The following is a 12,165-nucleotide window of genomic DNA, read 5'->3' as shown; positions in this document are numbered from 1 at the left end:
GCGGCGCCGGGCCCAACCGGAGGAGGGCATTTCCAATGCCCACGCGACGGGCGGGAGCCTTTACCCTTCCTTGTGGATTTCCACCGAATGCGGGTAGGGGATCGAAACACCTTTGGCGTCAAACGCTTCCTTCACGGCTTTGGTAGTCTCGAACTTCACATCCCAATAATCCGCGGCCGCGCACCACAGCCGCGCCGTCAGATCGACCGAGCTGTCGCCCAGATTTGTCACGCGCACCCAAGGTTCCGGATCACTGTGGATACGGTCATCGGCCTTTGCCACATCCAGAATGATCTTCATCGCCTCATCAGCGCTATCGCCATAGTCGATGCCGAACACCAGATCGACACGCCGCGTGTCATGCGCCGAGTAGTTCGTGATGATTGATCCCCAGGATTGCCCGTTCGGAACGATGATCTGCACGTTATCCGGCGTCACCAGCTCGGTCGTGAACAGGTTCAGATCCTTAACAGTGCCTGCGGTGCCGCCGATATCGACATACTGACCCAGCTTGTAAGGGCGGAAGACAACCAGCATAACGCCTGCAGCGAGATCGCTCAGCGTTCCCTGAAGGGCCAAACCAATGGCCAACGATGCGGCACCCAAAATGGCGACGATGCTTGTCGCCTGAATGCCAAAGATGCCCAGCACTGAAACCAGTACCATGGCCAGTATGACCCATTTCACCAGACTGGCGACGAAATTCCCAAGCGTCTGATCAATATGCGGTGTCGCATTGATCCGGCGCCGGACTACACCGGCAATGGCGCCAGCAATGATCCATCCAAGGATCAGTACGAACAGCGCCTTGACCGCGCTTATGATCAGCGGGGCATAGGCACCCACCTGTGTTACGACCTCATCCACGCGCATCTCCTTTCGATTCACGGCAAACCCGCGTCTCTCAGCGCGGGATTGGCGGAATAGTGGTCCATAAGCGCGCTTCGGTCTAGGTGTGAGATACGCAGGTTTTCCCCGTTGTTCTCACGTACACAGTCCCTGACCTTGTATGCACAGCCCGGATACTGGCAAGACCGGGCCGTTGTACCTACCTATTGCAGGCAACCCATGACAGGAGCACCCCATGCTGGACACCGCCTCTCACCCGATCACGGCCCGCTGGCCTGCGCAGTTTCCCGACAGGATTCAGCTCTATTCTTTCCCCACGCCGAACGGCGTAAAAGCGTCAATCATGCTGGAAGAAACCGGCCTGCCCTATGAAGCCCATCGGATTACCTTGTCAGACTCGGATGTCAAAAGCCCCGAATTCCTGTCATTGAACCCCAACAACAAAATCCCGGCGATCATCGACCCGAATGGTCCGGACGGAGAACCCATTGGTCTGTTCGAAAGCGGAGCGATCCTGATTTATCTCGCCGAGAAAAGCGGCAAGTTTCTGGGTCAGACCAAAGCCGACAAATATCGCGTGATCCAATGGGTGATGTTCCAGATGGGTGGCATTGGTCCGATGTTCGGGCAATTAGGCTATTTCCACAAATTCGCAGGCAGCGAGATCGAAGACCCCCGCCCGCGCGAACGATACGTGAACGAGGCCAAGCGACTGCTAAATGTCCTGAACCAACAGCTTGAAGGTCAGGATTGGATTGCCGGAGACTATTCGATTGCCGATATCGCAATCGCGCCATGGTTGCGCGGGCTCGAATTCTACAACGCCCACGACCTTGTCGGCTGGGAAGACCACGCCAATCTGGTGGACTATCTCGACCGGTTTCTGGAACGACCCGCGGTCCAAAAAGGCTTGGTTACGCCGCCTCGGGCCTGATTGCTTCGGCGATCTTTTCGGCAATCATGATAGTGGGCGCATTGGTATTGCCGCCGACCAGCGTCGGCATAACCGATGCATCCACCACCCGCAGCCCCTCGACCCCATGAACCCGGCCTTCGGTATCGACAACGGCCATATCGTCGACCCCCATCTTGCAGGTGCCCACCGGATGATAAATCGTGTCGGCACGGCGGCGGATATCGGCCTCTAGTGCCTGATCGCTTCCATAATGGGCATAGAGCCGCTTTTTGCGCCAGGGTTCCAGCGGTTCGGATTCGAGAATTGACTCCATGATATGTGCCCCGCGCTTCAACAGATCCAGATCGCGGTCATCGCTGAGGTAAGCCGGATCAATTCGCGGCGGCTCTCCGGCTCGGTCCGAGGTTAGCCCAACGCTGCCCCTGCTGAACGGGCGCAACACACAGACATGGCACGAATACCCGTGCGGCAAGTGAATCTTGCGCATGTGGTCATCAACAATTCCGACAACAAAGTGCAGCTGAAGATCCGGTTTGGAAACGGTTGGATCGGATTTGAAGAACGCGCCGCCTTCGGCAAAGGGGGTCGCAAACAGCCCCTCTCCGGTACGGCGCCAGTCCAACCCGGCTTTGGCCAGGTTCCATACCCCGCCCGGGGTCAACCCGATGACATCCTTACGTTTCGAATGATAGCTGAGGACATAGTCCAGATGGTCCTGCAGGTTCTGACCAACACCGGGCAAGTCGTGCAAAACAGGAATACCGTGCTGTTTCAACTCGGCCTCGGGCCCGATACCGGACAACATCAGCAATTGTGGCGAACCAAATGCACCCCCCGAAAGGATGACTTCCCGGCGGGCGCGAACCTCGACGGCCTTACCTTTCTGACGCAGCAACACCCCGGTCGCGCGCTTTTCGTCAATCAGGATTTTCTGGGCTTCTGCCCCTGTCATGATTGTCAGGTTCGGCCGCGATTTGACGCCCCGCAAATAGGCCGCAGCTGCCGAGCAACGTTCACCCTTATGCGCCCCGTCGTGGAACTGCGTGACCTGATACAGGCCTGCACCTTCCTGCTCCGGCCCGTTGAAATCGTTTGTCGCGCGAATTTGTTGCTGGCCGCAGGCCTCGACAAACGCATGAGAGATTGCCCGTGGCTCAGACTGATCCGACACGTGCAAGGGGCCGTCACCGCCATGGAAATCATCCGCACCGCGCACATTGCCCTCGGCCTTGCGAAAGTAAGGCAGGACATTCTTCCAATCCCAACCTTCGCACCCCAGATCCGCCCATTCATTATAGTCCGTGGGGTGTCCGCGCACATACAGCATCGCATTGATCGCCGACGATCCGCCCATTGCCTTTCCCCGTGGCTGAAACCCCTTCCGACCATTCAACCCGGCCTGTGGCACGGTTTGAAAAGCCCAGTTGTTTAGCTTGGGCCGCCCCGAAACCATGGCTGCCACCAGCGCCGGAGCCCGGATCACCAAATCTTCACCAGCGCCACCCGCTTCAAGCAGGCAAACGCTTGTGTCTGGATCTTCGCTCAGCCGCGCGGCCATAACACATCCGGCGGACCCACCGCCCACGATGACATAGTCGAATTCCATGAATGTCTCCCCGTACTGCCCAAACAGACGGTAGAAAGCACCCTGATTTCCCGCAAGGAAAACGGCGCGTGAGTTATTTTGGCAGCGCGCCCGTCAGAACATAGCGCAGTACATCAACGACTTGGCCCGGTTGCTCGGCCACGGCCAGTGCCGCCGCATCCACCTCTTTCAACGCGTGTTGGTGATCAGGGCCGTGCAGCACAATCAGTGATTTCCCCAGCGCCGCAGCGTAACCCGCGTCAAATGCAGCGTTCCACTGTTTGTATTTTTCACCGAAGCGGACCACGACCACATCGGCATCCGCGATGCCTTTGCGCGTGCGGATCGCGTTGACCATTGCGCCTTTGTGGTCGTGCCAATACTTGTTTGGCTCGGCCCCCAGAATGGCCACACCACAGTCATCGCTGGCCGCGTGATCAGTCACAGGACTGTTGAACGTGATGTCCAGACCCTGAGCGCCTTCGATGATCTGTTCCCGCCAATCGGTATGGATTTCGCCGGATAGGTAAACGTTCAGCATCATTTGCTCCTCCGCAAAAACAGAAAGGGCGCCACCGCCCCTTCATCTTTTCAAAAACTCCAGCCGGAGGCGGCCAGGCATCACCCGCGCAGAACGCCGCCAGTCGCCTTGGTGACCTTGGCGATGATTTTCTCAGCCACCGCTTCGATGTCTTTTTCCTTTAGCGTCGCATCCGTCGGCTGGAGGCGAACAGTGATGGCCAGAGATTTCTTACCCTCACCCAGACTACCGCCGATAAACTCGTCAAAGACCCGGACGTCCTCGATCAGCACCTTGTCAGCACCCGCTGCGGCGTTCACCAGTGTCAGCGCTTCGACGCCCTCGTCGACGACAAAGGCAAAGTCACGCTCGACCGCCTGAAGATCGCGCAATTCCAGCGCCGCTCGGGTGGCACCGGACTTACGTGGCAGAGGCACCTCTTCCGGCCAGATGGTGAAAGCCATCGCAGGGCCTTTGATATCCATCGCCTGCAACACGCGCGGGTGCAGCTCACCAAAGACGCCCAACACCTTTTTCGGGCCAAGACAGATCTTGCCGTGACGGCCAGGATGCCACCAGGCATCACCATCGCGCAGGACCTGCACTTTAGCGGGCGCACCGATTGCGGCCAGCACAGCCTCGGCATCTGCTTTGGCGTCGAACACATCGACAGGGCGCGAAGCACCGTGCACATCCTTGGGACCGCTGCGTCCAACCAAAAGGCCAGTGATCTGGGTTTTCTGATCGCCAGGCTCACCATCGTGAAACACCGGGCCAACCTCGAACAGTGCCACGTCGGCATACCCACGTGCCTGATTGCGGGCCGCAGCTTGCAACAGACCGGGCAGCAAATCGGGGCGCATATGGCTCATATCGGACGAGATCGGGTTTTCAAGCTGCGTCGCCTCATCCCCACCACCGAACAACGCGGCCGAGGCCTGATCGATGAAGGTATAGCTCACACATTCGTTGTACCCCAGCGCCGCACAAGTGCGACGTGCCATCGACTGACGCCGCTGCGACGGGGTCATCACCGCCTTGGGAATACCATCCGTAATACGCGGCAGCGGCTTACCCTGCAGTTTGGTCAGGGATGCGATACGCGCGACCTCTTCCACCAAATCAGCTTCGCCCATGATATCGGGACGCCAGCTGGGGACATGCGCCATCTCGCCTTCCAGACGAAAGCCCAAGCGGGTTAGGGTCTGGCGTTGCTCGCTTTCCGGAATGTCCATGCCCACCAGCGACTGCACGCGTTCAGCGTCCAGCTTGTAGGCGCGCGAGTGATCCGGTGCCTTGCCAGCTTCGACCACTTTCGAGGCTTCGCCACCGCAGATATCCAGGATCATCTGCGTCGCATGTTCTAACCCTTCCAGCGTGTATTCAGGGTCCACGCCACGTTCGAACCGATAGCGCGCGTCCGAGTTGATCTTAAGCGCACGGCCGGTCAACGCGATCTGCACATGATCCCAAAATGCGCTTTCAAGGAACACATTCACGGTGTCCTCGGTACAACCAGTTTCCTCACCGCCCATGATCCCGGCAATCGACTCCGGGCCCTCATCGTCCGAAATCACCATCATACCGGGCTGCAAGGTGTATTCTTTCTCGTCCAGCGCAACCAGCTTTTCACCGCCTTTGGCACGGTGAACGCGCAGGTTACCCTGCACCTTGTCCGCATCGAAAACGTGCAGCGGGCGGTTCTGGTCGAACGTCATATAGTTGGTGATATCCACCAAAGCCGAGATCGGACGCAGGCCGATTGCCTTCAACTGATCCTGCAGCCATTGCGGGCTGGGGCCATTCCTGACCCCTTTGATCAGGCGGCCGGTGAAATGCGGCGCACCGTCCAGCGTATCCTCATCGATCGTGACGTTGATCGGGCTTTCGAACTCACCCGGCACCGGTGTATAGCCGCGTTCTTTCAGCGTACCGACGCCACGTGCAGCCAAATCGCGAGCGATCCCGGCCACGCCCAGCGCGTCGGGGCGGTTCGGCGTGATCGCGATTTCGATCATCGTATCGACTTTTGCCGGCTCGTTCTCGGCCAGCCAGTCGACGAACTTGTCTCCTACCTCGCCCGAGGGCAGCTCGATGATGCCGTCATGTTCTTCTGAAAGCTCCAGCTCCCGCTCCGAGGCCATCATGCCAAAGCTTTCGACGCCGCGGATCTTGCCCACGCTGATCGTCAGATCCAGACCGGGGATATACATGCCCGGCTTACAGACCACGACCGTGATACCTTCGCGTGCGTTGGGCGCGCCGCAGATGATCTGCAGATCGCCTTCGTCAGTCGCAACGGTGCAAACGCGCAGTTTGTCCGCATCCGGGTGCTTTTCCGCGTGTTTCACATAGCCCAGCGTAAAGCCTGCCAGACGGTCCGCCGGGTTCACGATCTCTTCGACTTCCAGTCCAAGATCGGTCAGCGTCTCTGCAATCTCATCCACCGACGCATCGGTATCGAGGTGGTCTTTCAGCCAGGAAAGAGTGAATTTCATCGGTCGGTATCCGCCAGTAAATCTAGGGTCAGACCGCGTTTAACGGATAATGCGGACAGGGGAAAGAGGGTGCGGGGGGCTTGGGCGCCTACTCTTCCGCGACCGTGTTGGAAACACCATCCGCACCGGCAAACACGGCTAGGATCCGTGCGATATCTTCACCTGAATTCACCCCTGCATGAGGCGTGCGAAACGCCTCGACCAACGCGTCACCGGTTTTGTAGGTTTTGGTCCCGGCATCCCCGTAATCCACGGTGATTTCACCCTCTAGCATGTAAGCCGCCAATGGGGCCTCGTGCCGGTGCCAGCCGGTTTTTTGGCCGGGCTGCATGGTCACGATGGCCATGGTTATCTGCGCCTTGCCTTCGGGGTATTCCAGCGGTTCGCCAATCACGGATTTATCGGTCTGCAACAGAACCTCAACCGGCGGATACGTATCGCGCGCCAGAACAGGTGTGGTTGCAAGGATCAGGGCGCTTAGCAGCAAGGTTCGCATCGGGCAGTTCCATTTTCGGATCATTCCGGGCAACCAAGCTGGAAATACCCGTGCAAGTCAAATGATCAGGGGTATGTCGGCTCGCGCCCCAGCAGCTCATCCAACTGCCGCCCAATCCAGCCATGCGGGATGAAATGCCCGCCCGGATGCGTATCCAGTGATACCTGCCCCCGGGCGCAATCGGTCCATTCCACCCGGCTGAGCGTCAGGATCGGCACAACGCTCCAATCCCCGCGCGGGGTGGCGGTTTCGCAGCCGAATTTCTGCCGCCACAGTGCCACCGGATAGGTCGTATCACCGCCCGGTCCAAAGGGGAAATCCATGACGGTATCGCTGGTCCCATGCACATGGCGCACCTCGGCCGGGGCCTGCGGACAGTCTTCGGTCTGGCGAATGGTGCCCGCGATGCCCAGCAAGGCGGCTGTGTCATTGCCGGACTGGCAGACATAGCGCCACGCCATCGCACCGCCGAACGAATAGCCAGAGACATAGATGCGGTCCGGGTCAATCGGATAGAGTTGGGCCACATCTTCAAGCACCCGGTCGGCAAAAGGCACGTCGCCGGTGTCCGAGGTCCAGAAATCCCAGCTTTTGCCCAACCCGTTCGGGGCCACCAACAACACGCCGCGCAGCTTCGTGGCTCCGGCGATGCGTTCGTGGTTCACCACCACCGTCCCTTGCCGCGCCCAGCCGTGAAAATGCAGCAACACCGGCAAAGGCGTTTCGCCATCCCAGCCGTCGGGTTCAAGCACATGATAGGAACGGTCGCCGACCTGACAGGCAGTATCGCCGTGGCATCTATCCACAGCAGCGGCTTGCGTGGCGGTCAGCAGGAGAAGGCAAAGCAGTCGGTAAATCATCTGCCGAACCCTAGCGAGCCTGCGCCCACTGTCACGTCACAACCCCGTGGGAGATTGTGACAAGCCGCGCCTATTTTTTAGAACGATCAATTAGCTTCTTAGTTTTCCACAACTGTGCATCTCTGTCTCGCGCCGCTTGATCTCGTTTTTCCCAAACCTTCTGATTTGCCATCATGAAAAGTAGTGAAAATGGCGAAGACGCAAATAAAATTAGAGCGCTCAACCATCCTGGCAGAAAACTCGCAAGCACACAAAAGAGAACGAACCATCCAAAGAGAATTACATTTCCCACCCAGCGACTATTTCGGGAAGAGAGCGCGAAACTCCAATCATAGAATTTCGAAAAATAAAGCCCTAGTAGATACACTATCTACCACCACTTCCAAAAACCGCTGTTCCGTCTATTGATCAGGTCGTGGGTTTTATCTCTTTGGAATCTGTCGCGCAGGAGGAAACTTCCTGTCCGCACGAATTCAAGCCCAGCAATAAGAATGCCCGGCAGAAACAAAAACGCGGACGCAAAAAAAGCGATCAGGACGGCGGCAGAGTTGCTTTCCCAAACCCACGATGCGAGCGTTGGCAACACAAACAGCGCAAGAAGCAAACATAACAGCCAAAGCAACGGGTAGTTGGAAACCCTACGTTTCCACCAATCGCGATACGCTGTTAGCCAGTCGTCCAATGATCCCTCTAACGGCTCAATCCACCATGCAGGTTCGGCATATCCAGCGCCGCAAACCCATAATGGCGCAGCCAGCGCAGGTCGGAATCAAAGAACGCCCGCAGGTCAGGAATCCCGTATTTCAGCATCGCGAGACGGTCGATGCCGATGCCAAAGGCAAAGCCCTGATAGACCTCGGGGTCGATGCCACCGGCGGCGATCACCTTGGGGTGGACCATGCCCGAGCCCAAAATCTCCATCCAGTCGTCGCCCTCGCCGATCTTCAACTGGCCGTTGTCCCAGGAACAGCGGATATCGACCTCGGCCGACGGTTCAGTGAAGGGGAAGTGCGAGGCGCGGAAGCGCAGTTCGACATCGTCGACCTCGAAGAACGCCTTCACGAACTCTTCCAGAACCCATTTCAGGTTTGCCATCGAGATGTTCTTGTCGATGGCCAGTCCCTCGACCTGATGGAACATCGGCGTGTGGGTCTGGTCATAGTCGGCGCGGTACACACCGCCCGGGCAGATCACGCGGATAGGCGCGCCCTGTTTCTCCATCGAGCGTATCTGCACCGGCGAGGTATGGGTGCGCAGCACGTGCGGTGGGCGATTGTCGCCTTCGGTGCGGTGCATGTAGAACGTGTCCATCTCGGCCCGCGCAGGGTGATGGCCGGGGATATTCAGGGCGTCAAAGTTGTACCAGTCGTCCTCGATCCGTGGCCCTTCGGCCACCGAGAAACCCAGTTCGGCAAAGATCGCGGTCAGTTCCTCGGTCGCCTGGCTAACTGGATGGATCGACCCCTGACGGCGGGCGCGGGTCGGCAAGGTGACGTCCAACCATTCTGTGCGCAGGCGTTCGTCCAGCGCGGCATCAGCCAAAGCGGCTTTCTTGGCGGAGAGGGCCGAGTTGATCTCATCCTTCAGGGCATTCAGCGCGGGGCCTGCAACCTGGCGTTCTTCGGGCGTCATCTTGCCCAACTCGCGCATCTTCAGCGCGACCTCGCCCTTTTTGCCGACAGCTGCGACACGGATCGCTTCGAGTGCGTTTTCGTCGCCTGCATCGGCGATCTGACCCAGATATTTTCCCTTAAGATCGTCCATGACGGTTCCCTGAATGCTGTTGAGGCTCTGCTATCACAGCAGTCCGCGAAAGCAAGAGGGACGGATCAGATCGCCCGCAGCATTGCCACTTGTGGGCCGCACCGGACCGGGCGAACAGTCGGGCCATAAGTTTGCGGCTGATCCAAAAGCTCGGGGAACAGGGCGAACAGCTCGTCTGCGGCTTCGCGATCAAGACTCGACAGGCCCTGCGCCCCGGGAAAGAAGCTTTCCGAGATCAGGCCAGAGGTCGACACCAGTTGATGCCGGTCAAAGAACAGGTGGACATAGTGGACAAGGTCGCAAGGCGCGGATGTGATGGTCGTGTCATTGACCATTGATTTGGCCGCGACAAGAACCTCATCTTCTCCGAACAGCAGCTGCGCCTGCCAACCTGAGACCAGCAGGCGGTGTTGCGGCGAGACGTAAATGTCCCTTTCCGCCCCCAACGCGCCGGAACGGATACGAACGGGTGCAAAACGACCCCGTCCTGAAACAGTGCGGCCACCGGCCCAGCGAATGATGCAAGCACCATCATCCTGTGTCAGCACCAGGTCACCCGGCCCCAGAGTTTCAACACTGCGCGGGCCATCTGGCGTGTCGACCAACGTGCCGGCCGCGAAACACGGCGCGCCTGAATCACCGGGCGAGAGCGGCGCATGCACCAGTGTGTCCGGGTTGGGCTGATTGAATTGCAGGGTCGTAGTGGTTTGGTTCGGCCCAACGAGAACCGGCAGATTTTCCGAAGTTTCCCCGGCGGCCAACCCGTTTTGAGCGACGATATCCGTGGTTCCGCCACCGATATCGTAGAAATCAATGACCTCGCCCGTCGATGTATTGGTCAGCGCATAGGCTTCATAGTTGTTCGGACCCCCGCCATTGGGGTCTGTCAGCAGGATCGGAAAGAAATCTGCCGAAATCACAAAGACTTGTTCGTTGTTGTCAGGGTCTGTCGAAACCTGAACCGACGGGTGATCCAGCGGAATTTCGATCCCAACCTGACCATTCGCCTGATAGAAGGACACAGTGAAATTGGCCGGATCCTCATCGGATCTCAGCGCAACCTCTAGGAACTCGGACACACCGCTTTGGGCGGCATAGGCATTGGAATAATGCAGTTCGCTGATACGGGCCATGACGCCATCACGCTCGGGAATATCCCGCCAATCATACTCGCAGGACCCTGCCGCATGGCAAGGTCACTTCGCGTTAATTGGCAAATACTCTCCTAAAGGCAACAGACCTAAGAGACAGTCAGTAACTGAAATCGGGATAAATCCGGGTCAGATCGCCGTTCCAGTCGCCGTTATAGTGATCCAGCAATTCATCCGCCGGAACCTTGCCTGTTTCGATACTGTCCTTGAGCGCATTCAGGAAATGCGTCTCATCCGGTACCAACCCACCTGCACCGGGAAAGGCGCGGGATTTCAGGCCGGCTTGGGCGATCGAAACCACCTCACCAGCCAGATCGTGCATGTTGATATCGCCGACCTGCGCCTGCAAACCGTCCCGGGCCGCGGCAACCCGCAGCTCTTCGCGCGTTTCGGCGTCCCAGCCTTTGACCAGATCCCAGGCCGCATCCAACGCACCCTGATCATAGGTCAAACCCACCCAGAATGCGGGCAAGGCACACAGGCGCCGCCATGGGCCACCATCGGCCCCGCGCATCTCCATGAACTTCTTGATCCGCGCCTCGGGGAAGGCTGTGGTCAGGTGATCCGCCCAGTCTGACAAAGTCGGCGTTTCGCCCGGCAATGCAGGCAGTTTGCCTTGCAGAAAGTCACGGAAGGACTGGCCCAGCGCGTCGATATACTTGCCGTCGCGATAGACGAAATACATAGGCACATCCAAGGCGTACTCGACCCAAGCCTCGAACCCGAACCCGTCTTCGAACACAAAGGGCAGCATACCGGTGCGCGCATCATCCAGATGACGCCAGATATAGCTACGCCAGCTCTTCTGGCCGTTTGGCTTTCCCTCAAAGAACGGCGAATTGGCAAACAGTGCGGTTGCCACAGGCTGCAACGCCAGCGCGACGCGCAGTTTCTGCACCATGTCGGCCTCGGATCCAAAGTCGATATTGACCTGAACCGTACACGTCCGGCGCATCATCGACCGGCCCATGGTGCCGACCTTTTCCATGTAGTCATTCATCAGCCGGTAACGCCCCTTGGGCATCAGCGGCATTTCCTCGTGGGTCCAGATCGGGGCGGCCCCAAGGCCGATGAAGCCGACACCGATCTTGTCCGCGATATCCTTCACATCACGCAGATGCGCGTTCACCTCGTCACAGGTTTCATGAATGGTCTCAAGCGGCGCGCCTGACAATTCCAACTGCCCACCGGGTTCCAGCGAGACATTGGCGCCGTCCTTTTCCAGCCCGATCAGCTTGCCGGCCTCTTCCACCGGGGCCCAGCCGTGCAGATCGCGCAGCCCCTGCAGCACCGCAAGAATGGAACGCTCACCCTCAAAGGGCAGCGGTTTCAGCGTATCTTTGCAATAGCCGAACTTCTCATGTTCGGTTCCGATGCGCCAATCCTGTTTGGGCTTGCAGCCCGATTCCAGATATTCGGCCAGTTGCTCATGGCGTTCGATCGGTCCGCCGCCGGACTGGGGAATGGACATGAACCGTGCTCCGATCCTGATGTGTCTGTCGTTTGGTCAGTCGTGGTCTTAAACC

11 protein-coding genes are annotated in these 12,165 nt (G+C 58.5%); 1 reads left to right on the top strand and 10 read right to left on the bottom strand.

Translation table 11 applies throughout. The annotated features are described in order from the left end of the window. Nucleotides 1-60: 60 nt before the first annotated feature. The gene (locus tag AC2FFH_RS12580; RefSeq protein ID WP_496844606.1) at nt 61-873 is read right to left on the bottom strand and encodes a mechanosensitive ion channel family protein; all 813 of its coding nucleotides are present in this window, start codon (nt 871-873) and stop codon (nt 61-63) included. Nucleotides 874-1,084: 211 nt separating this feature from the next. On the opposite strand from AC2FFH_RS12580, the gene AC2FFH_RS12575 reads away from it, so the two are divergent. Further along, nucleotides 1,085-1,783, top strand: coding sequence for a glutathione S-transferase family protein (locus AC2FFH_RS12575; protein WP_496767662.1), 699 nt, complete (start codon nt 1,085-1,087; stop codon nt 1,781-1,783). Here AC2FFH_RS12575 and AC2FFH_RS12570 read toward each other — a convergent pair. From AC2FFH_RS12570 to AC2FFH_RS12530, 9 genes are all read right to left on the bottom strand, one after another. Next, complete coding sequence (locus AC2FFH_RS12570; protein WP_496844521.1) at nt 1,764-3,371, bottom strand: GMC family oxidoreductase; 1,608 nt, start codon at nt 3,369-3,371, stop codon at nt 1,764-1,766. The genes AC2FFH_RS12575 and AC2FFH_RS12570 overlap by 20 nt on opposite strands. A 73-nt stretch (nt 3,372-3,444) precedes the next feature. Beyond that, nucleotides 3,445-3,894: a YtoQ family protein gene (locus AC2FFH_RS12565; protein ID WP_496738853.1), complete on the bottom strand. Its 450-nt coding sequence runs from the start codon at nt 3,892-3,894 to the stop codon at nt 3,445-3,447. A 77-nt stretch (nt 3,895-3,971) separates the two neighbouring features. After that, complete coding sequence (gene pheT / locus AC2FFH_RS12560) at nt 3,972-6,368, bottom strand: phenylalanine--tRNA ligase subunit beta (protein ID WP_496844520.1); 2,397 nt, start codon at nt 6,366-6,368, stop codon at nt 3,972-3,974. Nucleotides 6,369-6,456: 88 nt separating this feature from the next. Continuing rightward, nucleotides 6,457-6,888: a cupin domain-containing protein gene (locus AC2FFH_RS12555; RefSeq protein ID WP_496844519.1), complete on the bottom strand. Its 432-nt coding sequence runs from the start codon at nt 6,886-6,888 to the stop codon at nt 6,457-6,459. Between the two features lie 41 nt (nt 6,889-6,929). After that, nucleotides 6,930-7,724, bottom strand: a complete 795-nt coding sequence (locus AC2FFH_RS12550) for a CE1 family esterase (protein WP_496844518.1) — start codon at nt 7,722-7,724, stop codon at nt 6,930-6,932. Nucleotides 7,725-8,094: 370 nt separating this feature from the next. After that, on the bottom strand, nt 8,095-8,406 hold the full coding sequence (locus AC2FFH_RS12545; protein ID WP_496844517.1) for a hypothetical protein: 312 nt from the start codon (nt 8,404-8,406) through the stop codon (nt 8,095-8,097). A gap of 8 nt (nt 8,407-8,414) precedes the next feature. Beyond that, a complete protein-coding gene (pheS, locus tag AC2FFH_RS12540) occupies nt 8,415-9,488 on the bottom strand; it encodes a phenylalanine--tRNA ligase subunit alpha (protein WP_496783528.1) in 1,074 nt (357 codons plus the stop codon). 65 nt (nt 9,489-9,553) lie between these two features. After that, the gene (locus tag AC2FFH_RS12535; RefSeq protein ID WP_496844515.1) at nt 9,554-10,621 is read right to left on the bottom strand and encodes a Hint domain-containing protein; all 1,068 of its coding nucleotides are present in this window, start codon (nt 10,619-10,621) and stop codon (nt 9,554-9,556) included. A gap of 118 nt (nt 10,622-10,739) precedes the next feature. Beyond that, nucleotides 10,740-12,110 carry a glutamate--cysteine ligase gene (locus AC2FFH_RS12530; protein WP_058273615.1) on the bottom strand — a complete coding sequence of 457 codons (1,371 nt, stop codon included), beginning with the start codon at nt 12,108-12,110 and terminating at the stop codon, nt 10,740-10,742. Nucleotides 12,111-12,165 lie beyond the last annotated feature (55 nt).

Source organism: Ruegeria sp. YTSC003 (assembly GCF_059609785.1).
The sequence above is the reverse complement of the archived record's forward strand: the minus strand, read 5'-3'. Positions and strand labels throughout refer to the sequence as shown.

Bases quoted from the DNA above. Each gene is read 5' to 3' on its own strand.
- AC2FFH_RS12530 (WP_058273615.1), bottom strand. From the start codon at position 12,110: ATGTCCATTCCCCAGTCCGGCGGCGGACCGATCGAACGCCATGAGCAA.
- AC2FFH_RS12555 (WP_496844519.1), bottom strand. From the start codon at position 6,888: ATGATCCGAAAATGGAACTGCCCGATGCGAACCTTGCTGCTAAGCGCC.
- AC2FFH_RS12535 (WP_496844515.1), bottom strand. From the start codon at position 10,621: ATGGCCCGTATCAGCGAACTGCATTATTCCAATGCCTATGCCGCCCAA.
- AC2FFH_RS12550 (WP_496844518.1), bottom strand. From the start codon at position 7,724: ATGATTTACCGACTGCTTTGCCTTCTCCTGCTGACCGCCACGCAAGCC.
- AC2FFH_RS12580 (WP_496844606.1), bottom strand. From the start codon at position 873: ATGCGCGTGGATGAGGTCGTAACACAGGTGGGTGCCTATGCCCCGCTG.
- AC2FFH_RS12570 (WP_496844521.1), bottom strand. From the start codon at position 3,371: ATGGAATTCGACTATGTCATCGTGGGCGGTGGGTCCGCCGGATGTGTT.
- pheT (WP_496844520.1), bottom strand. From the start codon at position 6,368: ATGAAATTCACTCTTTCCTGGCTGAAAGACCACCTCGATACCGATGCG.
- pheS (WP_496783528.1), bottom strand. From the start codon at position 9,488: ATGGACGATCTTAAGGGAAAATATCTGGGTCAGATCGCCGATGCAGGC.
- AC2FFH_RS12575 (WP_496767662.1), top strand. From the start codon at position 1,085: ATGCTGGACACCGCCTCTCACCCGATCACGGCCCGCTGGCCTGCGCAG.
- AC2FFH_RS12565 (WP_496738853.1), bottom strand. From the start codon at position 3,894: ATGATGCTGAACGTTTACCTATCCGGCGAAATCCATACCGATTGGCGG.